Source organism: Brevundimonas sp. (assembly GCF_024711105.1).
Lineage (GTDB): Bacteria > Pseudomonadota > Alphaproteobacteria > Caulobacterales > Caulobacteraceae > Brevundimonas.
Map to the genome: position 1 here is coordinate 1 of NZ_JANJTL010000158.1, position 22,398 is coordinate 22,398.

The 22,398-nt window shown below is 67.6% G+C and carries 18 protein-coding genes; 6 read left to right on the forward strand and 12 right to left on the reverse strand.

All coding sequences use genetic code 11. The features are described from left to right. The coding region (gene acnA, locus Q0M60_RS12390; RefSeq protein ID WP_296819953.1) for an aconitate hydratase AcnA at positions 1 to 2,506 on the forward strand (2,506 nt) is incomplete at its 5' end. Between the two features lie 60 nt (positions 2,507 to 2,566). On the opposite strand, the gene Q0M60_RS12395 is transcribed toward acnA, so the two are convergent. From Q0M60_RS12395 to Q0M60_RS12420, 6 genes are all read right to left on the reverse strand, one after another. Next, complete coding sequence (locus Q0M60_RS12395) at positions 2,567 to 3,085, reverse strand: hypothetical protein (protein ID WP_296819954.1); 519 nt, start codon at positions 3,083 to 3,085, stop codon at positions 2,567 to 2,569. A gap of 77 nt (positions 3,086 to 3,162) precedes the next feature. Continuing rightward, positions 3,163 to 3,537, reverse strand: coding sequence for a hypothetical protein (locus tag Q0M60_RS12400; RefSeq protein ID WP_296819955.1), 375 nt, complete (start codon positions 3,535 to 3,537; stop codon positions 3,163 to 3,165). Between the two features lie 80 nt (positions 3,538 to 3,617). After that, positions 3,618 to 4,757, reverse strand: coding sequence for an AGE family epimerase/isomerase (locus tag Q0M60_RS12405; protein ID WP_296819957.1), 1,140 nt, complete (start codon positions 4,755 to 4,757; stop codon positions 3,618 to 3,620). Further along, positions 4,738 to 5,745 (reverse strand): UDP-glucose 4-epimerase GalE, encoded by a 1,008-nt coding sequence (gene galE, locus Q0M60_RS12410; protein ID WP_296819959.1) that lies wholly within the window; start codon positions 5,743 to 5,745, stop codon positions 4,738 to 4,740. The genes Q0M60_RS12405 and galE overlap by 20 nt, the downstream gene beginning before the upstream one ends. A gap of 12 nt (positions 5,746 to 5,757) precedes the next feature. Continuing rightward, positions 5,758 to 7,029, reverse strand: a complete 1,272-nt coding sequence (locus Q0M60_RS12415; protein ID WP_296819961.1) for a glycosyltransferase family 2 protein — start codon at positions 7,027 to 7,029, stop codon at positions 5,758 to 5,760. Beyond that, positions 7,026 to 9,038, reverse strand: coding sequence for a glycosyltransferase family 2 protein (locus Q0M60_RS12420; RefSeq protein ID WP_296819963.1), 2,013 nt, complete (start codon positions 9,036 to 9,038; stop codon positions 7,026 to 7,028). The genes Q0M60_RS12415 and Q0M60_RS12420 overlap by 4 nt, the downstream gene beginning before the upstream one ends. Positions 9,039 to 9,098: 60 nt before the next feature. Here Q0M60_RS12420 and Q0M60_RS12425 point away from each other — a divergent pair, with 60 nt between their 5' ends. Then, entirely contained in the window at positions 9,099 to 9,311 is a 213-nt protein-coding gene (locus Q0M60_RS12425; protein ID WP_296819965.1) for a hypothetical protein, read from the forward strand. A gap of 138 nt (positions 9,312 to 9,449) precedes the next feature. Beyond that, on the forward strand, positions 9,450 to 9,944 hold the full coding sequence (locus Q0M60_RS12430; protein ID WP_296819967.1) for a hypothetical protein: 495 nt from the start codon (positions 9,450 to 9,452) through the stop codon (positions 9,942 to 9,944). A 964-nt stretch (positions 9,945 to 10,908) separates the two neighbouring features. On the opposite strand, the gene Q0M60_RS12435 is transcribed toward Q0M60_RS12430, so the two are convergent. After that, positions 10,909 to 11,682 carry an ABC transporter ATP-binding protein gene (locus tag Q0M60_RS12435; protein WP_296819969.1) on the reverse strand — a complete coding sequence of 258 codons (774 nt, stop codon included), beginning with the start codon at positions 11,680 to 11,682 and terminating at the stop codon, positions 10,909 to 10,911. 7 nt (positions 11,683 to 11,689) lie between these two features. Continuing rightward, positions 11,690 to 12,487, reverse strand: coding sequence for an ABC transporter permease (locus Q0M60_RS12440; protein WP_296819971.1), 798 nt, complete (start codon positions 12,485 to 12,487; stop codon positions 11,690 to 11,692). 130 nt (positions 12,488 to 12,617) lie between these two features. On the opposite strand from Q0M60_RS12440, the gene Q0M60_RS12445 reads away from it, so the two are divergent. Continuing rightward, positions 12,618 to 15,098, forward strand: coding sequence for a glycosyltransferase (locus Q0M60_RS12445; RefSeq protein WP_296819973.1), 2,481 nt, complete (start codon positions 12,618 to 12,620; stop codon positions 15,096 to 15,098). On the opposite strand, the gene Q0M60_RS12450 is transcribed toward Q0M60_RS12445, so the two are convergent. From Q0M60_RS12450 to Q0M60_RS12465, 4 genes are all read right to left on the reverse strand, one after another. Beyond that, positions 15,095 to 16,054: a GDP-L-fucose synthase gene (locus Q0M60_RS12450; protein ID WP_296819976.1), complete on the reverse strand. Its 960-nt coding sequence runs from the start codon at positions 16,052 to 16,054 to the stop codon at positions 15,095 to 15,097. The genes Q0M60_RS12445 and Q0M60_RS12450 overlap by 4 nt on opposite strands. A 4-nt stretch (positions 16,055 to 16,058) precedes the next feature. After that, positions 16,059 to 17,132, reverse strand: coding sequence for a GDP-mannose 4,6-dehydratase (gmd, locus tag Q0M60_RS12455; protein ID WP_296819978.1), 1,074 nt, complete (start codon positions 17,130 to 17,132; stop codon positions 16,059 to 16,061). A gap of 131 nt (positions 17,133 to 17,263) precedes the next feature. After that, positions 17,264 to 18,931 (reverse strand): energy-dependent translational throttle protein EttA, encoded by a 1,668-nt coding sequence (gene ettA, locus Q0M60_RS12460; RefSeq protein WP_296819980.1) that lies wholly within the window; start codon positions 18,929 to 18,931, stop codon positions 17,264 to 17,266. 89 nt (positions 18,932 to 19,020) lie between these two features. Continuing rightward, positions 19,021 to 21,081, reverse strand: coding sequence for an alpha/beta fold hydrolase (locus Q0M60_RS12465; protein WP_296819982.1), 2,061 nt, complete (start codon positions 21,079 to 21,081; stop codon positions 19,021 to 19,023). 231 nt (positions 21,082 to 21,312) lie between these two features. On the opposite strand from Q0M60_RS12465, the gene Q0M60_RS12470 reads away from it, so the two are divergent. Then, complete coding sequence (locus Q0M60_RS12470) at positions 21,313 to 21,831, forward strand: SH3 domain-containing protein (protein ID WP_296819984.1); 519 nt, start codon at positions 21,313 to 21,315, stop codon at positions 21,829 to 21,831. A 77-nt stretch (positions 21,832 to 21,908) separates the two neighbouring features. Continuing rightward, a partial coding sequence (gene fabA / locus Q0M60_RS12475) for a 3-hydroxyacyl-[acyl-carrier-protein] dehydratase FabA (protein WP_296819987.1) occupies positions 21,909 to 22,398 on the forward strand: 490 nt, incomplete at its 3' end.

Below are 22,398 nucleotides of genomic sequence, written 5' to 3' on the forward strand. Positions count from 1 at the left end.
CAAGGCCGTGGCCGCCTGGATCGAGAACAAGGGTTCGGTCGAGCACGAGATCGCCTTCCGCCCCGCGCGGGTCCTGATGCAGGACTTCACCGGCGTGCCGGCGGTGGTCGACCTGGCCGCCATGCGCGACGCCATGACGGCGCTGGGCGCCGATCCGTCGAAGATCAATCCTCTGAACCCCGTGGATCTGGTCATCGACCACTCGGTGATGGTCGATCACTTCGGGGACTCCAAGGCCTTCAACCGCAACGTCGAGCGCGAGTACGAGCGCAACATCGAGCGCTACCGCTTCCTGCGCTGGGGCTCCTCGGCCTTCAACAACTTCCGTGTCGTGCCGCCGGGCACCGGCATCTGCCACCAGGTGAACCTGGAGAACCTGGCCCAGACGGTCTGGACCCAGGCCGAGGGCAAGGCGACCGTCGCCTATCCGGACACCGTCGTCGGCACCGACAGCCACACCACCATGATCAACGGCCTGGCCGTGCTGGGCTGGGGCGTGGGCGGCATCGAGGCCGAGGCGGCCATGCTCGGCCAGCCGATCCCGATGCTGATCCCGGAAGTCGTCGGCTTCCGCCTGACCGGCCGCCTGCCGGAAGGCGCCACCGCCACCGACCTGGTGCTGACCGTCACCCAGATGCTCCGCAAGAAGGGCGTGGTCGGCAAGTTCGTGGAGTTCTTCGGCCCGGGTGTCAGCGCCCTGACCATCGAGGACCAGGCCACCATCGCCAACATGGCGCCGGAGTACGGCGCGACCTGCGGCTTCTTCCCCGTCTCGCGCGCGACCATCGACTATCTGACGGCCACCGGCCGCGACAAGGCGCGGGTCGCCCTGGTCGAGGCCTACGCCAAAGCGCAGGGCCTCTGGATCGACGAGACGTCCGAGGACCCCGAGTTCTCCGACATCCTCGAGCTCGACATGTCGACGGTGGTCCCGTCGCTGGCGGGTCCGAAGCGTCCGCAGGACAAGGTCGAACTGACCTCGGCCGCCTCGGCCTTCGAAACCGCCCTGGCTGAAGTCTTCAACCGTCCGGCCGACGCCCCGCGTGTCGCCGTCGAGGGCGAGAAGTTCGACATCGGCGACGGCGACGTGGTGATCGCGGCAATCACCTCGTGCACCAACACCTCCAACCCCTCGGTCCTGATCGCGGCCGGCCTGGTGGCCCGCAAGGCCAACAAGCTGGGCCTCAAGGTCAAGCCGTGGGTGAAGACCTCGCTGGCGCCCGGCTCGCAGGTGGTCACTGACTATCTGGAGGCCGCCGGCCTGCAGGACGACCTGAACGACCTCGGCTTCAACCTGGTCGGTTACGGCTGCACCACCTGCATCGGCAACTCGGGGCCGCTGGACCCGGCCATCTCCAAGTCGATCAATCAAAACGACCTGGTCGCCACCAGCGTCCTGTCGGGCAACCGCAACTTCGAGGGCCGGGTGAACCCGGACGTGCGCGCCAACTATCTGGCCTCGCCGCCGCTGGTGGTGGCCTACGCCCTGGCCGGCTCGATGCGCATCGACCTGGCCACCCAGCCGATCGGCCAGGACAAGAAGGGCAAGGATGTCTTCCTGAAGGACATCTGGCCGTCGTCCGCCGAGATCGCCGAGATCCAGCGCAAGGCGGTCACGCCCGAGATGTTCGCCAAGCGCTACAAGGACGTCTTCAAGGGCGACAAGCACTGGCAGTCGATCTCGGTCGAGGGCGGCCAGACGTACGCCTGGGACGACTCCTCGACCTACGTGCAGAACCCGCCCTACTTCGAGGGCCTGTCGATGGAGCCGGCGCCGGTCGCCGACATCGTCGAGGCTCGCATCCTGGGCATCTTCGGCGACTCGATCACAACCGACCACATCAGCCCGGCCGGTTCGATCAAGAAGGCCTCGCCGGCCGGCCAGTACCTGACCGACCACGGTGTCGACGCCCTGGACTTCAACAGCTACGGCGCCCGCCGCGGCAACCACGAAGTCATGATGCGTGGCACCTTCGCCAACATCCGCATCCGCAACAAGATCACGCCCGAGATCGAGGGCGGTGTCACCAAGCACTTCCCGTCGGGCGACGTGATGTCGATCTACGACGCGGCCATGCGCTACCAGGCCGAGGGGCGTCCGCTGGTCGTCTTCGCCGGCAAGGAATACGGCACCGGCTCGTCGCGCGACTGGGCGGCCAAGGGCACGCGCCTGCTGGGCGTTCGGGCCGTCATCGCCGAGAGCTATGAGCGCATCCACCGCTCCAACCTGATCGGCATGGGCGTGGTCCCGCTGCAGTTCAAGCAGGAGGGCTGGACCCGCCTCAACCTCACCGGCGAGGAGATCGTCACCATCCGCGGCCTGTCGGACGCCAACGTCGGCCGGCTGCGTCCGCGCCAGGAGCTGTGGGTCGAGCTGTTCCGGCCGTCGGACGGCAAGATGGCCCGCTTCCCCGTCCGCTGCCGCATCGATAACCAGACCGAGCTCGACTACTTCAAGGCCGGAGGGGTCATGCCCTACGTGCTGCGCAACCTGGCGCGCGGCTGAAGTCGAGGCGAGGCTTGAAGCGATCAGGGGCGCCGGCGATGGCGCCCCTTTTTCGTGGGCTCAGTTCGGGGTGGCGTTATGAGGGCCGGGCGTGCGCGGGTTGCGCCCGAAGGCCTCCATGCAGAGTTCGCGCGCCCAGGCCTCCGAGACCACCATCTGGCGGTCGGCCAGAACGCCCGCGAGGCCGCCGCTGGTCGGGGCTTCGACGGTGATCGGGAACCTGCCGACCACGAGGTCGTCGCGCGCCGGATCGGTGAACTCGGCGGTCGCCGCCAGGAAGTGCCGGCCGCCGCCCACCAGACCCTCCAGACGCCCCGCCCGCTCCAGATCGTCGACATGCAGCCGAAGGTTCAGGGGGCGCGAGCCGGTCGCGCACCGCGTCAGCTCCTCGCGCACCTCATCGGTGAAGGTGTCGGAGAAGTCCTCCTCCGACTGCAGCCAGCCGCTGCTCATGGTGATCAGGTCGATCCGCGCCGTGCTGACCAGTTCGGGGGACAGCGGTATGGGCGGACCGCCCTGAACCACGGGCGCACAGGCGCAAAGCGAGACGGCGGCGGCGATGAGAGCGAGATGGCGCAAGGCGAAAACTCCTGTTCTCGCGGTCGCCTAGCCCTCATCGACGCGTTGCGCCAGCAACTGCTCGCTGGCGCCGCTGACTAGTCCGCGCGTGTCTCGCAGACGACACGGCTCAGGAAGTAGCGGTCGCCCGCCGTCGTCCGCTCGCGCGAGATCACCCGGCCGAAGCGATCCCCAAGGGCCTCCTGGCAGAGGTCCTGGGCCCGGGCGTTGTTGTTCGGCCAAGTGTCCGTGTTCGCCGGCCAGTGACGCGCGATCTCCATGGTCTGGGTGATCACCACCACCTGGGCGCCGGCCGACTGTGACAGATCCTCGAGCCGCGCCTCGATGGCCGTCAGGCGCTGCTGGACGGGATCGACCGGCTGGGCCCGGATGGTCTGGGCCTGGGCCGCGCCGTCCAGGACCAATGGCGCGGCCAGGGCGCCGGCCGCGAAAATCATCTGCTTCAGTTTCATCGTTCTTCCTCCATGAGCCACGCTCAATGGAGGCTGGGTACCGGGCCCGAGGAGCCGCCGCTTCCTCCGAACGGAGGAGGCTAACGGACGCGATCCTCAAGTCGCAGGAGCTCCGCGAACGCCAGGAGCACGTGATAGAGGATGCTCGCCGGGATGTGGTCCGCGGCAGCGCGTCCCTCGGCGTCAAAGCAGTCCATCCACGTCCCGGCCGGCTCCCAGGCCAGATGTCGGTCCAGCAGCAGGTCGACGGCCTCGGCGATGCGGACGCGGTCGAAGTCGCCCCAGTGCTCGCCCAGGGCCAGCTCAGCCTTCAGGGCCTCGGTCTGGGCCCAGCTGCGGGAGGTCGACTTCAGCGGCTCCCCTGTGTCAGCGTTGACGCAGTCCCAGCAGAGACGGGTCCGTGGGTTGTGGCCGTGGCGGACGGCGAAGCCGTGCAGGGCGCGCGCCGGCGCCTCCAGGTCGCGGCCCAGCAGGACCTGGGCCCGACCCAGGAGCCAGGCCCATTCATACTGATGCCCCGGCTCGACCTGACGGCCGCGCTGGCCGGCCACCGGTCTCCAGTCCGCGTCGAAATGCTCGACCAGCACGCCTGTGTCCGCCTCGAGAAAGCGATCGAGGAAGAGGTCGAGGATGCGGCCGGCGAGGTCCAGGAAGCGCGGATCGTCCGTGGCCTCGACCCAGGCCAGGCTGGCTTCCAGCATGTGCATGTGCGGGTTCTGGACGAGCTCGCCCGGGTCCGGGTCGCAGGCGCGAAAGCCTCGACCGTCCGCTCGACCGAGCCGGCGCTCGACGGCGTCCAGCGTGCGGTGAGCGACGGCCTCGCACTCGGCGTCTCCCGTCGCCTTCCTCCGCCAGGCCGACGCATAGATGGCGAAGGCCTGGTCATAGAGATCAAAGGCGGCGTCCTGGACCGAGCCATCGGCGTTCAACGTCTTCGGGAAGCCGCCGTCAGGGAGCTCGGCCGACAGCAGGAAGCGCCAGCCAGCGTCCGCCCGGTCGCGCGCCGGAGCGTCCCAGCCAAGCAGTTCGGCATGCGAAAAGGCGTAGACCTGCCGCGCCTGGGTCCGAAGCCGCTTGAAGCCGGGATCCTTCGGCGCACCATCGAGCGTCAGTTGCTCTAGAAAGCCCCGCCCCGGGGCGTCCAGCCCATGCTCCGCCCAGAACGGCAGCGCCTGATCGAACAGCCAGGCGCGGACGGCGTCAAACCGGATTTCCCCCAAGGCCGAACACCTCCCCCTCACGCCGCGAATGCCAGTCCCAGGCGTGCGCGACGATGTCCTCCAGACCATAGCGCGGGGACCAGCCGAGGGTCTCGCGTGCCTTCTTGTTATCCGCCACCAGGATCGGCGCGTCCCCCGGGCGACGACCGGTTTCGGCGACCTCGAACCTTCGCCCGGTCACCTCGCGGACCGCGTCGATCAGCTCACGGACGGTCGTGCCCGTCCCGGTACCCAGGTTAAAGACTTCCGAGGAGCCCCCGTTCAGCAACCGCCTCAGCGCGGACACATGGGCGTCGGCCAGATCGAGCACGTGGATGTAATCCCGGACGGCGGTGCCGTCCCGCGTGTCATAGTCGGTCCCGAAGATCGAAAAGCCCGGCCGCCGTCCCAGCGCTGCCTGCAGCAGCAAGGGTATGGCGTGGGTCTCCGGATCGTGCCGCTCGCCGATGCGGCCTTCCGGATCCGCGCCGGCGGCGTTGAAGTAGCGCAAGGCCGTCGAGCGCAGGCCCGAGTAGGTGTCCATGTCCGCCAGGACCTGCTCGATCATCAGTTTCGATCGGCCATACGGGTTCAGCGGCGCCTGCGGGTGGGTCTCGTCCATCGGCACGCGCACCGGATCGCCATAGGTCGCGCAGGTGGAGGAAAAGACGAACGCCTCGACGCCCGACGCCGCCGCCGCCTGGATGACATTGGCCGCGCCGCCGACATTGGTCTCGTGGAAGCGGCCGGGGTGTTTCACCGACTCGCCGACCTCGATCAGGGCGGCGAAATGCATCACGGCCACCGGCCGCCACCGTTCGAAGGCCGCGGCCACCGCTGACCGGTCGCGGATGTCGCCGCGCACCAGCGGACCCCATTGCACGAACCGCTCATGGCCGTTCGACAGGTTGTCGAAGACGACGGGCTCGAACCCCGCCTCGGCGAGCCGCAGGCAGGCGTGGGAGCCGACATAGCCGGCGCCGCCGGTCACCAAGACACGATCGTTCAAGCTCACCCCTCGTCAGCGCGGCCGTGCGCTCTCATCGGCGCGGGTCCGGTCTGGACCATAGAACGGATCGTCGTCCACCGCGCTCCCATGACGTCGCAGAAATTCTTCGACTTCCCGTCCGCGCCGCGCCGCCTGTTCCGGCAAGTGGTCCGGCCTCCGGCTACGCCCCTCCAGATGGATCAGCCGCGCCGCGGGCTGATAGATCGTCTTCAGGCCTCCGGCCGCCAGCCGCAGGCACAAATCGACGTCGTTGAAGGTGATCGGGAAGGCCTGCTCGTCCATGCCGCCTACGGCGCGATAGGCTTCGGCCCGGACCGCGAGGCAGGCGCCTGTCACGGCGGACACCTGGCGGCGCGCCATGATTTCCGGAGCCGCAGCCGGATGGATGCCCCGCCAAGGATGACCAGCATGGCCGAGCACGCCGAGCGCGACGCCTGCATGCTGGACGGTTCCGTCGCCATACACCAGCAACGGCCCAGCGGCGCCGACGTCCGGCTTCACTGCCTCGGCCGCAAGATGCGACAGCCAATTCGGCTCAATCACCTCGATGTCGTCATTGAGGAAGACCAGCACCTGGCGATCGGCCATCGCCTCGGCGCCGGCGTTGCACAGCCTTGCAAAGTTGAACGGTTCGTCTCGGACCAGCACCTCGACCTGCGGGTGCGCGCGCCACCGATCCAGCGCGGCGAGCGTGGTGGGATCAATGGAGCCGTTGTCGACGACCAGCACCCGGAGACCCGGATAGTCGGTGGTTTCGAACAGGGTCGTCAGGCAGCGGTGGAGCAGCGCGGCGTTGTCCCGCGTCGGGATAATGATCCCGACCGACGCCGGGAGGTCCGGGAGATCACCCGCCTGGGTGACGACGACAGACGCCCGCCCGGCCCCACGCGGCCGCGCCAACCGAACCAGTCGCCGCATCGCACGCATAAGACGCGCTGGGCCCAGCCAGCCCGCCGGCGCCGGCTCCAGCTCGAGCCGGTTCACCAGATCGCCGCCGGACCGCAGCCAGATGCGGGCCTCATGCCGCCCCACGCCCAGGCGCAGGGCGCGCCACGTGCCCGGAGGCAGGGAGAGAAACTCGACGTGGTCCGAGCCTAGGCGGCGAATCTCAAGCTCAATCGGCGACGGGCCCTCGGCGCGGACGCGCCACCATCCGGGCCACATGCTCTCGTCGGAGCGCCGGAGCGTCCATGCCCAGGCGCCGGTGGCGCGCACCTCCTCCGTCATCAGCCGCCCGGACCGGATCTCCGGCCACGCCAGGATGTCCTGGCCGACCGGGTTCATCGACCGTCGGCGAGGGCCCGCACCTTGTCCAGCAGGGCGGCGATCCGGTCCGAGAACATGTGAGATTCGAGCGCGATCCGATGCCGGACCATGGCCCCCTCGGCTCCACCCTCGTCGAACAGCTTCAGCGCCTTGGCGTGGGCCGCCTTCACGTCACCGGGCTTGTATTTGTCGAAGCGGACGATCGGCAGTTTCTTCTGAAGGGCAGGCGGGATCACCGCATCGAGGTCGGCGATGTCCTTCGGCGCGATCGGCACCTGGCCGGTCAAGAGCGCGTCGAACAGCCGTTGCGACAGGTCACCATCGAGCGGCAGGCAAAGCGACGTCTTGTGCGCCGCCCACTCCGCGAACCTCGAGCGCCGCGAGCGGTCGAAATAGCGACGCGCGTCGGCCTCCTCCAGGAAGTAGACGCCCTCCTCTCCCTCATCCATGAGCGCCTGGATCAGGGTGTTGCGCTTCTCGGCGAAGGCGTAGCGGACGAAACCGCCATAGAGCACGTCGCTTCGCGGCTGGTCGCCCACCTCCCGATAGAAGATCTCGGCCTCCTGCCGGGCCCACTGGGTGACGCTGAGCGGCGTCGGCTCCAGCTTCAGGGCCTGATCATTTGCGAGATAGTTGCTGACGAAGGCGTGCCCGGCCGACCAGTAGTCCAGCCGCTCGACCACGTCGCGGTTCGGGAAGAGGTGGTGATGATTGTCCCAGAACCAGCCGATGATCTGTGCCCGGCCGCCGCGCTGGCGATAGGCGTCGATCGCGTAGTCGTCGTTCTGCAGGTGAACCAGCCAGACGATGAAATCGTCGTCGACGGGCAGGTCCTCGGCCGAGGCGAACAGCCGGACAGACATTCCGGTATCCTTGAACCGGTGCGCGAGCTCCGCTTCGACCAGGGGTGAAAAGATTTTGTCGAACCGCGACGTATAGACCGCGACCTTGATCGGCTCGGCCCGCAGGCGCTCGCGGGCTCCAGTCACCAGGGACCGAGAGCGATCGTCCGAAGGTGCGATCTGCTTGATCTCGTCGCGGACCACCGCCTGTTCGTCGACGCAGTGCAGCAGCCGGCTGGTCTTCTGGGCCTCGTGCTGGCGGAACAGGGCGACCGGCCAGTGCACCACCTCGAACCGGGCCCCGGCCTGGGCGCAGCGCATCCAGAACTCGTAGTCCATGGTGAAGTTGAGGTCGTCGTTCAGGCGGCCGCCGGTCTTCTCCCAGATGGCCCGGCTGAAGACGACTTCGGGCTGATAGAAGAAATACCCCTTCATCCAGTAGCGGAAGATGTCCGCCATCACCTCGACGGTGAAGGTCTCCTGGCGGACGGCCGGCAGGTTGGCGACCTCCACCCGGCCGTCGCGGTAGGCGACGCAGATGCCGGCGATGATGTCGGCCTTGCTGTTCAGATACTCCAGCGCGATGCGGTGCAGCGCGCCGGGCGCGAACATGTCGTCGGAGTTCAGCCAGGTCATCAGCTCGCCGTCGGCGAGCGCGAAGCCCTTGTTGATGGCGTCGGTCTGGCCCTTGTCCGGCTCGATGATCAGGACGTCGACCTTGTCGCGATAGCGTTCCAGGATCTCGGCCGCCCCATCCGTCGAGCCGCCGTCGACGATGATGTACTGCAGGTTCGGATAGTGCTGGTTCAGCACCGACAGCACCGTCTCCTCGACGAAGTCGGCCTGGTTGTAGGACGGTGTGACCACCGTGATCCGCGGCCACTGCGCGCTCTCTGGCAGCAGCGCGTCGAAGGCGGCCGCGCTCGGCCCGCCGCCGCGGGGCCATCCGCCAGTCTCCGACCGAGGCCAGATGAAATTGCGGCAGCCGTCCTCGTAGGCTCGATTGCATCGGGTGAAGAGGCGCTCCGCAGCCTGCAGGTGACCATGCCGCTGCATCAGGGGTCCGGCGGCGAGGGCCAGGCCCTCGTTCTGCTGGTCCCGCATGGCGGCCATGGTGAGCGCCAGGGTGGCGATTTCGCTTCGTCCCTGCAGCTCCAGCGCCATCGCCAAGGTCTGCGGGGTCATTGGACCGGCCTCGTCAGCGAACCTGGAGAGATCGCCTTGAAGGGTCGTTGTGGACAGGCGATGAAGCAGCGCTGCTGCGGTATCGCCGACGCCGGAAATCGGAAGTCCGCGATCTGTCACGGCTCGCGCGACAATCTGCAAGGCGAGTCCGTCTTCGCCCAGTTCGATCGCGGCCTGAGTGACCTCCCAAAGCCGTTCTTCCGGCAGGCGGCCAATATGCTCGAGCGCGATTCCGCCGGCCCGCTCAAGGAGACGCCGATCAGCGTAGGATAGGCCAGCCCTCAACAAGGTCAGGGAAAGGACACGAACCGCGGTCTCGATTAGCAGGTCTGGCGACGCCGCGGACACGTCCGCGTCCGCCAAGATCCGCGCCGCCTCGGCCAACCGCCCGCTGCGCTCAAGCGCCCATGCATGAACCACAATGGAGGCAGGTTCAGCGTTGCCCTTTTGCGCCAGTGGAGCAATGACATCGACCGCCTGTTCCGGCAGGCCAAGCTCCATGAGCATGGAAGCTCGCTTGCGGACGAGGTGGGCCTCCCCGGCGTTGGCTTCTACGGCTCGGTCGTAAACAGCCAGAGCCTCGGACCAGTCTTGGCGGACTTCATGGGCGCCACCGAGCGCCAGCGCATATGCGGCGTTTGCCGGATCCAACTCGAACGCCCGTGCAAGCGCGACAATAGCCCCTTCCACTTCCCCACGGCGTATCAGCGCCGCACCGGAGCGGAATTGGGCGTCGCCGTCATCGGCGAACGCCGCGGTGACCTCCATCCAACGCGGCAGTATCCGATCGCGCCAACGGTCCGGGGAGTGGTCCGCCTGAATGCCAAGCGCTGCGATTTCGTAGGTTGTACCCCTCAGCCGGCCGGCCAGCGTCACAGCTTCCGCGCCTGCCCCAAAGTCCGCTAGGAGTTCTGTGAAGGCCGCAAGCGCGGCCGGCGTCATGCGATTGCTAGCTCGCAGGACGTCGGTGACCGGCGCCTTGGGTCGGCCTCCGGCCGCCAGGAGTTCTTCGCGCGCCTTGCGAAGCAGCATGGCCACCAGACGCGCCTCGATTTCGTTGAGGTCGATGCGTCCTTCGCCCCAAGCCTCCAGCAACAGCAGGACGGACGTCCAGATTTCGGGCCCGGACCCCATTGGGACAAAGACATCGAAGGCGGGATTGGCGGCTGCCCGCGCGAGGTTTGGCCAGTCCGGATTGACGGCGGCGGCCTCCAGGCGATGGATAGCCCATCCAGCGTGCCTAGCCACATCGGCCGACAGCAATGCGGCGTCCCCAGCGACCTCGATATGAGCCTTGATGACCCGAAGCGAAGCGATTGACCCGGAGAACCGCAGGGAAATGGCCGCCGCTTCGCACGCGATCGGAGTTTCCGCCGGAGCGGCGTTTGCGGCCGCCAAAGCGAAAGCTTCGGCCTGGACCGACCCGCGCGCAGAAAACGCCTTGGCGCTTTCGATGAGCGCAAGCGCGCCAAGATCTCGCCGGCCCCTGAGCGCCTCCAAAAATGTCGATGATGCGTCAGCGGCGCCTACCTCGGCCAGGCGGCCCGCGATCGCAATCAGGAGGGCCAGTTCTGCTGCATCCTGCGGATTCGACTCGGCGGCGACACGAGCGATCAAGGCCTCTTCTGGCATTCCGCCCTGATCTAGAGCCGCCTGGGCCTCGGTTCGGAGTTCGTCACTCAGGGAACGTTGAAGCAGGGCCCCTCCGCGGGTCACTGCGGGCGAGACTGTCGCCTGGCGGCCGCGGACGGCGCGCTTGATTTTCTCCCCTAGGCTCTCCCCGTCGCTCACGCAGTCCCCCTAAAACCAACTTCAAGAGGCCTTTTTCCCTCAATAGGGCCTCGCGCGCCATGCCGGTGCATCGATGGCGCTAGGCGACCGCCGGCGTAACCACGGCATCCTGGGGAGCCGGGTAGGCCCGCCATACCTCGTCCGGGGTCCCATAGGCGGCCACGCGCCCTTGGTGAAGGACGAGCACGTGGTCACAGACGCGGCTCAGCAGCTCCCGCGACTGCGACGCCACTACGAGCGCGCGCGCCTTCGAGAGAAAACTCTGCAGCCGATCCTTTGCGCGGCCCACGAACATCTCATCGCCGGTCGAAAGCCATTCGTCGAGTAACAGGATGTCCGGCTGCCAGCTCGTAGCGACGGAGAAGGCCAGCCTCAGACGCATCCCCGAGGAGTACGATTTGACCGGCATGTCGATGTAGGGGCCGAGCCCAGCGAAATCACAGATGGCGTCAACAGAGGCTCGGGCCTCATTCAGCGGGACGCCGCGGTACAGAGCCATGATCAGCACATTCTCGCGGCCGGTGGCCTCATCCTCCATGCCCAGCGACACGTCGAGCGCTGACGAAACGCGCCCATTCACGACCACAGTGCCGCGCGTAGGGACATAAACGCCGGCCATGACCCTGAGCAGCGTGCTCTTGCCCGATCCGTTGTGGCCGAAGATTCCGAGCCTAGCCCCTTCCGCCACACGCAGCGAGACATTGTCGAGGGCCCGAACTGTGACGTTGTCTCCGCGATCGGCGAGTAGCTTGCCGCCCGTGGCGTAGTTGGCCAGCGTCCGGCGCAGAGAACGGGTGCGTACGTGTTTGACTTCGTAGTCGAGCGTGACGCCGTGGAGTTCGATCGCGTTCATTCGAGCCTCAGAGCGCCAGCGCGATCTTGCGTCGCGTAGATTGGAAGACGAGCAGCGCGGCCGCCCAGCCAACAAGAGCCAGGACGACACATCCGATCCAGATGTTGAGCTCCGGAGTACGTCCGAGCAAAGGCTCCCGGACAACCGTCACCAGATAATAGAATGGGTTGAAGTCGAGAACGGCCGTGTCGCCCAGGTTCCGCCCGCGGCCAGCCACACCCGGAATCCAGAACAGCGGCGTGATGAACATCGCCAGCAGGGTCCCGTACTGAACGATCGGTGGAATGTCGGCGTAAAGCACCGACAGGCAGGCGACAATGAGGGCCATCCAGGCCACATTGATCAGGACCAAGGCAAGCGCGGGAGGCAGCCACCAAATCTGGATCGAGGTCAGAATCCCGTAGATGACCGCTACGATCAGGAACACGCCGATATTGTGCGCAAACACCAACAGCTCGCGAGACACGAGCCGGAAGATGTGCGGCGACATCGGCCCCGCCGAATGCAGGATGGCCGCCCGGTTCATTGCAAAGATGGACGTGGCGCCCCCGATCGATGTCGAGATGAGGTACCAGACAAGAAATCCGGCGGTGATCCACGGCAGGATGGCCTCGCGGTGAATCCCGAAGACACGCGCGTAGAGCAGGCCAATCGCGGCCGACATTGTGGCGAGCCCGCCAGCTATCCAGATCGGGCCCAGAAGGGATTCGGAGTAGCGGCGCTTGATGTCCCAGATGGCGCGCGTCCACCACATGTCGCGGGCGCGCAAACCGGCGAGCACGTCCTGTACGGCGTTCAGCGACATAACGTGGGAACTTTCTGAAACACGCCCGAGCCTTGGCCCCTGTTAGACCCCTGGAACGGACGGGGCAAGGCGGCGCCGGCTTGCCACCGCGCAAGCCTCCCCTTAGCAGGGGCGCCAGAAGCGAGGCCACTTGTCGAATCCCAGTACCCGAGAAACCGGCGATCGACGCTGGCCTGGTCTGCCCGTCGCCGATAGTCAGCGGCTGCGCGTTTGCATCGCCTCGCCCGATTTCAATGGCCCGGTCCGCAATGGAGGTATCGGGACAGCCTGTCGCGCGTTGGCTGAGTCCTTGGCCGCCGCTGGGCATTCGGTCACCGCTCTTTACGCACTGGGTGAGTGGTGTGAGCAGGGCACGATTAATCGGTGGATCACCGACTACGCCGAGGCTGAGATTAAGCTCGTGCCGTGTCCGGCTCCGCCCGCCCCGATCGTCGAGGCTCCACAGGTCGCCCAGATCGCCTGGCGCGTGTACCGCTGGCTAGCCGGGCAGTCTTTCGACATCGTCTATTTCCCGGAGTGGAGCGGCTGCGGCTACTACGCGATCCAGGCCAAGCGGATGGGACTGGCCTTCGGTGAGACCCGGCTGGTGGTCGTCACCCATTCGCCGACGCTGTGGCACCTCGAGGGTGATCAGCAGCTCCTGACCTACCGCTACTTCCTGCTAAACGACGACATGGAGCGAGCCTGCGTCGAGCATGCGGACGCGGTCATCAGCCCCTCGCGTTACATGCTGGAGTGGATGACGCGCCAGGGCTGGACGCTTCCGGCGCAGACGTTCGTGCAGCCCAACCTGTCGCCGAAACACACCCGGGGCGAGCCGCCGTCGGGCGAGGTCCAGCCGATCGAGGAGCTTGTCTTCTTCGGCCGTCTGGAGCCCCGCAAGGGCATCAAGATCTTCGCCGCGGCGCTCGACCGGCTGTTCGCCGACGGGCTCAGGCCCAAGGTCACCTTCCTTGGCAAGACCTCCTCGCGAGAGGGCTTCGACAGCTACGCCTTCATCAAGACCCGGGCGAAGAAGTGGAATGTGAAGCCGCAGGTCATCACCGACCTGGATGCGGAAGGGGCCGTCAACTACCTGGCCCAGCCCGGCCGGCTGGCGGTTATCGCCTCGCTGATCGACAACGCGCCCTACACGATCCAGGAGTGCCTTGAGCGCGGCGTGCCCTTCGTGGCCAGCCGGGTCGGCGGCATTCCGGAGATGGTGGCGGCCGCGGACGCAGATCGCGTGTTGTTCGACCCGAACCCGCCGGACATGGTCCGCGCCCTGAAGCGTGTGCTGGGCGAAGGCGCGGCGGCGGCGCGGCCGAGCGTGGACCCCGAGGCCAACGCCCGGGCCTGGGCCGGCTTCGCGCCGTCCGACGCGCCGCGCGCACCAGTTAGACCGGTCCGGCATCTCGGCCCGTCGGTGACCGTCTGTCTCGTGCATCACGAGCGGCCGGACATGCTTCTCCAGGCCATCGAAGGGCTGGAGGCGCAGACCACCGAAGACTTCGAGGTCGTTCTGGTCGATGACGGCAGCTCGCCCGCGACGGTCGAGCGGCTGAAGGCGCTCGAGCCGCGTTTCGCCGCCCGGTCCTGGCGGATCGTCTACCAGGACAACCGCTATCTCGGCGCGGCCCGGAACCGCGCGGCGGCCGAGGCGAAGGGCCAGTGGCTGCTGTTCCACGACGACGACAACATCGCCCGTCCCGAGATGATTGAGACCTTCCTAAGAGTCGCCCGCCATTCCGGCGCGGACATCGTGACCGCGGCCATGGGCACCTTCTCCGGCAAGGCGCCAAAGCCGGCGGACGCACCGGACGCCATCTGGCTGCCGATCGGCGCGGCCAGGGCCTTCGGGGCGATCGAGAACGCCTTCGGCGACGCCAATGCGCTGGTGAGGCGCGACGCCTTCGCGCGGCTCGGCGGCTTCACCGAGGATTACGGCGTCGGCCACGAGGACTGGGAGCTGTTCGCGCGCGCCGTGCTCGGCGGCCTGACCCTGCTGAGCGTGCCCGAGCCGCTGTTCCACTATCGGGTGGCGTCCTCGAGCATGCTCCGGGCCGAGAAGAACCCGGCCAACTTCCTGCGCAATCTGCGCCCCTATCTGGAGGACGCCGGCCACCCGCACGCCAACCTGCTGCGCCTCTTCCAGGGGCTGGCGGTGGAGTACGAGGACATCCAGCGCCAGGCCGCTGCCTATGAGGCGGAGCGGCGCAAGCTGCAGACGACACTGGCGGCCACGACCGAGCTTCTCAGCGACGGCGGCCTCCGGGACGACGAGGCGTTGGACCGGGTCCGGCAGATGCTGAACCTCGTCGGCGGCGAGCGGCGCACAGGGCGGGTCTCGGCGTCCCAGCTGGCCGAGCTCAGCCACGCGCTCTTCTATTCGCCGCCGATGCGCTGGACGCGGCCGATCCGGAACTTGCTGAACCGCTGGCGTGGACGATCGCTGGAACCCACCGTCCTGCCGGCCATGTCCGAGGCCGAGCAGCTCGAGTTCGTGCTGCGCACCATCACCTCGATCACCTGGGAGGCGACGGGGCCGCTGCGGGCCATCGCCCGGCTGTTCGGCTATCGGGACCCCACCCGGGTGGCGCGGGCGGCCGTCATGGTGTCCGAGGAGCCCTAGGCGACCTCGAGCCGCGCGTCCTTGCCGGCGTGCTCGACAAACCAGGCGTAGGCGTCCTCCAGCCCCGAGCGCAGGGTGTGCTTCGGCCGCCAGCCCGTGGCGAACAGACGCGAGACGTCCATCAGCTTCCTGGGCGTGCCGTCCGGCTTGGTCGGATCCGTGACGACCTCGGCCTCGAAGCCGACGACGTCACAGACCATCCGGGTCAGCTCGAGGATGGTCACGTCCTCGCCCGTGCCTAGGTTGACGTGCTCGGCGCCGGAATAGGTCTTCAGCAGGTGGACCAAGCCGTCCGCGCAGTCGTCGACGTGCAGGAACTCGCGGCGCGGCGAGCCCGTGCCCCAGACCGGCATCACCGTGTCGCCACGCAGCTTGCCCTCATGCGCCTTGCGCAGCAGCGCCGGGATCACGTGGCTCTTTTCCAGGTCGTAGTTGTCGCCGGGCCCGTAGAGGTTGGTCGGCATGGCCGAGATGTAGTCGACCCCGTGCTGGCGCCGATAGGCCTCGCACAGCTTCAGCCCCGCGATCTTGGCGATGGCGTACCACTCGTTGGTGGGCTCCAGCGGCCCGGTCAGGAGCGCATCCTCCGGGATCGGCTGGGGCGCCATCTTCGGATAGATGCACGACGAGCCGAGAAAGAGCAGCTTCTCGACCTCGTTGCGGAAGGCCGCCTCGATGACATTCGTCTCGATGACGAGGTTGTCGTAGAGGAAGTCCGCCGGATAGGTGTCGTTGGCCAGGATGCCGCCGACCTTGGCGGCGGCCAGCACCACGGCGTCGGGCCGCTGTTCCGCCATCCAGGCGCGCACGCCGGCCTGGTCCTTGAGGTCGAGCACGTCGCGCCCGGCCGTCAGCACGTCGCAGCCTTCGCTCGCCAGACGCCGGACGACCGCCGAGCCGACCATGCCGCGGTGGCCCGCGACGAAGACCCGCTTGCCCGCGAGGTCGTAGCTCATCGGATCACCACTCGCCGCGGTCGCGCCGCCAGCGTTCGCGCTCGGCCAGCTCCAGGTCGGCGGTCACCATCTCCTTCACCAGCTCGCGGAAGGGGGTGGTGTGGGTCCAGCCCAGCTTGGTCCTGGCCTTGGTCGGGTCGCCGATCAGCAGGTCGACCTCGGTCGGGCGGAAGTAGCGCGGATCGATCCGCACCAGCACGTCGCCGGTCGCCTGGTCATAGCCTTCCTCGTTCACCCCCTCGCCGCGCCAGACGATGGTGCGGCCGGTCTCGGCGAAGGACAGCTCGACGAACTCGCGCACGGGATGCGTCTCGCCGGTGGCGAGCACATAGTCGTCCGGCTCGTCCTGCTGGACGATGCGCCACATGCCCTCGACGTAGTCCCGCGCGTGTCCCCAGTCGCGCTTGGCGTCCAGGTTGCCGAGATACAGGCAGGTCTGCAGGCCCTTCTCGATGCCGGCCACCGCGCGGGTGATCTTGCGGGTCACGAAGGTTTCGCCACGCAGGGGGCTCTCGTGGTTGAACAGGATGCCGTTCGAGCCGTGGATGCCGTAGGCCTCGCGGTAGTTCACCGTCATCCAGTAGCCGTAGAGCTTGGCCACCGCGTAGGGGCTGCGCGGATAGAAGGGGGTGGTCTCCCGTTGCGGCACTTCCTGCACCAGGCCGTACAGCTCCGAGGTGGAGGCCTGATAGAAGCGGACCTTCTTCTCCATCTTCAGGATGCGGATGGCCTCGAGGATGCGCAGCGTGCCGATGGCGTCGGCGTTACCGGTGTACTCGGGGGTCTCGAACGACACCTGCACGTGGCTCTGGGCGGCCAGGTTGTAGATCTCGTCGGGCTGGGTCTCCTGGATCAGACGGATCAGGTTCGTCGAATCCGTCATGTCCCCGTAGTGGAGGAAGAACTTCACGTCCGACTGGTGCGGGTCGACGTAGAGGTCGTCGATGCGCGCGGTGTTGAATGACGACGATCGCCGCTTCACCCCGTGAACGACGTAGCCCTTCGAGAGCAACAGAGCCGCCAGATAGGCGCCGTCCTGACCGGTCACGCCGGTGATTAGAGCAACCTTGGCCGCCACATCGTCCCCCTAGTTCAACATTCGTCCAGCGCTCCAGCGCGGGGCGCTGGGTCTATGGCATGGCGATCCCAGCCGGAACAACCCGCTATCTGCCGGTTCCAGCGGAGGATGCGAACCGGCGGCGCGCCGCCTTAGCGAGCGAACTTCTGGAACTTGATCCTGTGCGGGATGAGGCTGTCGGCGCCCAGGCGGCGCTTCTTGTCCTCCTCGTAGGCTTCGAAGTTGCCCTCGAACCATTCGACGTGGCTGTCGCCTTCGAAAGCCAGGATGTGGGTCGCCAGGCGGTCGAGGAACCAGCGGTCGTGGCTGATGACCACGGCGCAGCCGGCGAACTCCTCCAGGGCCTCCTCGAGGTTCTGCAGGGTCTCGATGTCCAGGTCGTTGGTCGGTTCATCGAGCAGGATCAGGTTGCCGCCGGTGGCCAGGGTCTTGGCGAGGTGGACGCGGTTGCGCTCACCGCCTGACAGGAGCCCGACCTTCTTTTGCTGGTCGGCGCCCTTGAAATTGAAGCTGCCGACATAGGCGCGCGAATTGATCTCGCGCTTGCCGACCATCATCACGTCGGTGCCGCCGGAAATGGCCTGCCAGACGGTGTCGTTCGGCTGCAGATCGTCGCGGCTCTGGTCGACGTAGGCCAGCTTGACCGTCTCGCCCAGCTTGATCGAGCCGGCGTCGGGCTGTTCCTGGCCGGTGATCAGGCGGAACAGGGTCGACTTGCCCGCGCCGTTGGGACCGATGACGCCGACGATGCCGTTGGGCGGCAGCTTGAAGGTCAGGTCCTTGAACAGCAGCTTGTCGCCGTAGGACTTCTCGAGCCCGTTGGCCTCCAGCACGACGTTGCCGAGCCGCGGGCCCGGCGGGATCTGGATGACGGCGTAGGTCTGGGCCTTGGCCGAGTTTTCCTGCTCGGCGACCATCCTCTCATAAGCGGCCAGACGCGCCTTGGACTTGGCCTGGCGCGCCTTGGCGCCCGAGCGGACCCATTCCAGTTCGCGGGTGAGGGCGCGCTGGCGGGCTTCGGATTCCGACTGCTCCTGCACGACTCGCTTCTGCTTGGCTTCCAGCCACGAGGAGTAGTTGCCCTCGTGCGGGTGGCCTTTGCCGCGGTCCAGTTCCAGCGTCCACTTGGTCACCTGATCCAGGAAGTAGCGGTCGTGGGTGACCAGGATCACGCAGCCCGGGAAGGCCTCCAGGTGGTGCTGCAGCCAGGCCACGGACTCGGCGTCGAGGTGGTTGGTCGGCTCGTCGAGCAGCAGCATGTCGGGCTTGGACAGCAGCAGACGGGCCAGCGCCACGCGGCGCTTCTCACCGCCCGAGAGGTTGGTGACCTCCCAGTCGTCCGGCGGACAGCGCAGGGCGTCCATGGCCATCTCGATGCGGCTGTCGATGTCCCAGACGTCGCCGGCGTCGATCTTCTCCTGGAGGGCGGTCATCTCCTCCATCAGTTCGTCGGAGTAGTTCTCCGCCATTTCGGCCGCGATCTCGTTGAACCGCTTGACCCACTGCTTCTCCTCGCACCAGGCCTCGACGTTCTCGCGCACGTTCAGGTTCGGATCGAGATGGGGCTCCTGCTCCAGATAGCCGCGCTTGACGCCGTCGGCGGCCTTGGCCTCGCCCGAGAACTCCTTGTCGATCCCGGCCATGATCTTCAGCAGGGTCGACTTGCCCGAGCCGTTGACGCCCACGACGCCGATCTTGGCGTCCGGGTAGAAGCTCAACCAGATGTTCTCGAAGACCTTCTTGCCGCCGGGATAGGCCTTGGTCAGGCCCTGCATCTGGAAAATGTATTGCTGCGCCATGAGGCGTGCGCCCTGTCGTGCTGGAATAGGGGGAGGTCGGCGCGGGATGTAGCGATCCCGCGCCGTCAGGGCAATGCGACAGCCGGGCCCTAGGCGAAGGCGCTGGACAGCAGACGCACGTAGCGCTGCCACAGGGCGTAGTCGATCTCGCCCACCCAGTCGCCGTGGCCGGCGTTGTCGACGCGGACGTACTCGACCGAGGCTCCGCTCCGCTCCAGGGCGTTCTTCATGTCCTCGGACTGCGATATCGGCACGATCCAGTCGTACTCGCCATGGACGAGCATCACGGGACAGCGGACTTCGCTGGCCCGCCGGCGAGGCGATGCCGACTCGATCAATGAGCGGTCATTGCGCAGGTCGCCGATCCGGTTGGACCAAAGCCCGAACACGAAACGGTCGGGCGTGGTGTCCTCGTCGCGCTCATGCTCGAGCATGGCCACCAGATCGTAGACCCCGGCGATGCCGATCGCCGCCTTGTAGAGGTCCGGGCGCCGGATCGCGCCCATCAGCGCGGCGTAGCCGCCATAGGACGCGCCCATGATGGCGACCTTCGAGGCGTCGAGTCCCTTGGCGGCGATGGTATGCGCGACGGCGTCCTCGACGTCGGTCTGCATCTTGCCGCCCCATTCGCGCCAGCCGGAGCGGGCGAAGGCCTGGCCGTAACCTCCGGACCCGCGGAAGTTCGGCTGGACCACCCACCAGCCCTGCGCGGCCAGCGCCTGGACCTGGTAGTGCCAGTCCTGCACGTCGCGAAGCTCCGGTCCGCCGTGCACCAGCACCACCAGCGGGCCGGGGCGGCCATGCAACGGACCGGTGACATAGGCCTTGATCGACGATCCGTCGCGGGTCGGCACCTCCAGCGCCTCGGTCGCAGACAGCCGCTCGGCCGTGAGGCGCGTACGGGCTCCAAGCGCTTCGATGCGCGTCGCCGCGACGTCGTAGAAGAACCAGGTGCCAGGCTCCTGGGGTCCGGTGACATAGAGGAGCAGGCGATTGTGGTCGCGGCTGATGTCCGCGAACTGGACGTTGGCGGCGTTGCCGAAGAAGCCGTTCAGGGCACGATGGTGAGCATTGAGCGTCGCGTCGTTCAGGTCATATTCCAGGCGGTCGGCGTAGTAGCCCGCGCCGAGGTAGCGGTCGGCGCCGTCCATGAGCCCGTAGGCGACGTCCTGGCCCGCGCGCGTCGACAGCGGCGCGCCATAGGTCATGTCCGCCAGATTCAGCTCTCGGATGGACACCACATCTTCGTCACCGATGCGGGCGGCCACTAGGAACTGGTTGGGGCTGGCCGCCGGCCCGATAATGGTGAACTCGGGTGTTTCGGTGATGCGGCGCCGCGTCAGCATTCGCCATTCGCCGCCGCTCTCCGACCGGGCGTAGAGCGTCTCATAGGTTCCGCGCGGATTGACGTCCCTGCGCAGAACGGGGACGCCGTTGCGGGCATGCCAACCCACCGTGTTTTCGGTACCGCGTTCGACGCGCTCGGCGCGGCCGGTGACGACGCTGACGCGGAACAGAGTCGGGAAGCCGTCCGAGGCCTGGATGACGACACCGCGGTCTCGGCCGCCCTCATGGGCGATCATCAGGATGTGATCCGGATCGTCCGGCAACAGGTCGACGACGCGGCCCAGGTCGGTCGCGCTCCTCAGCTGGCCCGCCTGGTTTTCGAACAGCACCACCGCTCCGCCGTTCACCGTGTCGATGGAGATCATGCGCCGACTGGCGTGCGTGATCCGCTCGTCGGAGATGCGACCGCCTTCGCGGACGCGGGCTTCGTTCGAGATGATCTGGATGAGGCTGACAAGCAGACGGTCATCATTGGCCCAATCCAGCCGGTCCGCCTCGAACTCGCCCAGGCGGCTGCGGCTCAGGGGCCGGGTGAAGTCGTCCGCCGAAAAGATGTCCACGAAAAGCAGCCGCGTCCCGCCTTCCGACGTTTCCTTGAGGACGGCGACCTTGTGGCCCGAGGGCGACAGGGCGGCGCCGACCACCTGGTCGCGCACGAAGAAGTCGCGAAGCTCGTGCGGCTGAGGCCCGGCCTGTGCGGCGGCGGGTCCGGCCACCGCGATGGCGGCTCCGGCGGCGCCGAGCTGCATCAGATTGCGGCGCGACAGCACGCCTGTGCGCCGCGCGATCGGATCGTAGGTCACTGGAAACGTCCCCCTTTTACGGAAAGGAGGGGAACCCGGGCGCGCGCCGTCGTCAAGAGCGCCGATCCGGCCCTTGCGCACACGCCCGCGGCTCAACCACAGTGCGGCACGTTTCCGTCGGCCGCCGGCCGACATCGCGGCCGGACAGACCGGCTCTTGGACAAGGACGGAATGGCCCCCGGTTCGAGATTCCGCTTTTCGGCCCGCGGCGCGGCTGCCCTGGCGGCCCCCTTGCTGGCCGGACTCCTGGCGGCGTGCGTGCCCGAGACTGAAGAAAAGGCCGACACGCCGTCGGGCCTGCCGGTGCCGCGGTGGGTGTCGGTGCGGGGCTCGCCGGCCAGCATGCGGGCGGGGCCCGGGTTGGACTATCCGATCCTGTGGCGCTTCGAACGCTCGGGCGTGCCGCTGCAGGTGATCACCGAGACGCGCGAGTGGCGAAAGGTCTGCGGGCCTGACGGCTCCATCGCCTGGATCCACCGCAGCCTGACCTCGGGGCGGCGGCGGGCCATGGCCCTGCAGGCGGTTCCGATGCTGTCCGACCCCGAAGCCGGCGCCGACATCCGCGCCCAGCTTGCCGCGCGGGGGTTCGTCAGCCTGGAGGCCTGCGAGGGGGGCTGGTGCGCGGTCAGCGCCGGCGACAGCCGGGGCTGGGTCCCCGAAACGGCCCTGTTCGGCCCGCAGGAGGAGGCGCTGTGTCGGCCCGAGGCCACCGCTACGGCCGGCGGCCTGCGGGTCGCGGCCGCCGGTTGAGGCGCGGCCAAGCCTCGTGTAACCCGGCCCCTCGCGCGGCGCGCATCCATCCGGCGGCGCGGGGAGTTTAGGACCCGATGACCACCTATCCCAACGCCTTCGACTACGAAGCCCTGCTGGCCAGCGGCCGCGGCGAGCTGTTCGGCCCCGGCAACGCCCAGCTGCCGGCGCCCCCGATGCTGATGTTCGACCGCATCACCGGAATCAGCAGCGAGGGCGGGCGCCACGGTAAGGGCGTGATCCGGGCGGAGCTCGACATCCGCCCAGACCTTTGGTTCTTTGACTGCCATTTCACCGGTGACCCGGTAATGCCAGGCTGCCTCGGACTCGACGCAATGTGGCAACTGGCCGGCTTCTACCTTCCCTGGCTCGGCGAGCCCGGCCGCGGTCGCGCGCTCGGCGTCGGCGAAGTCAAGTTCACCGGCCAGGTGCTGCCGTCTGCGAAGCGGGTCGAGTACGAAATCGACATCCGTCGCGTCCTGCGCGGCCGCCTGTGCCTGGTGATCGCAGACGGCCGCACCCTGGTGGACGGGCGCGAAATCTACACCGCCGAAGGCCTGCGCGTCG

What these genes read in the sequence shown, in the direction of transcription:
- Q0M60_RS12400 (WP_296819955.1), bottom strand. Translation starts at nt 3,537, where the DNA reads ATGAAACTGAAGCAGATGATTTTCGCGGCCGGCGCCCTGGCCGCGCCA.
- Q0M60_RS12415 (WP_296819961.1), bottom strand. Translation starts at nt 7,029, where the DNA reads ATGAACCCGGTCGGCCAGGACATCCTGGCGTGGCCGGAGATCCGGTCC.
- Q0M60_RS12420 (WP_296819963.1), bottom strand. Translation starts at nt 9,038, where the DNA reads ATGACCCCGCAGACCTTGGCGATGGCGCTGGAGCTGCAGGGACGAAGC.
- Q0M60_RS12425 (WP_296819965.1), top strand. Translation starts at nt 9,099, where the DNA reads ATGAAGCAGCGCTGCTGCGGTATCGCCGACGCCGGAAATCGGAAGTCC.
- Q0M60_RS12430 (WP_296819967.1), top strand. Translation starts at nt 9,450, where the DNA reads ATGAACCACAATGGAGGCAGGTTCAGCGTTGCCCTTTTGCGCCAGTGG.
- Q0M60_RS12435 (WP_296819969.1), bottom strand. Translation starts at nt 11,682, where the DNA reads ATGAACGCGATCGAACTCCACGGCGTCACGCTCGACTACGAAGTCAAA.
- Q0M60_RS12440 (WP_296819971.1), bottom strand. Translation starts at nt 12,487, where the DNA reads ATGTCGCTGAACGCCGTACAGGACGTGCTCGCCGGTTTGCGCGCCCGC.
- Q0M60_RS12450 (WP_296819976.1), bottom strand. Translation starts at nt 16,054, where the DNA reads ATGAGCTACGACCTCGCGGGCAAGCGGGTCTTCGTCGCGGGCCACCGC.
- ettA (WP_296819980.1), bottom strand. Translation starts at nt 18,931, where the DNA reads ATGGCGCAGCAATACATTTTCCAGATGCAGGGCCTGACCAAGGCCTAT.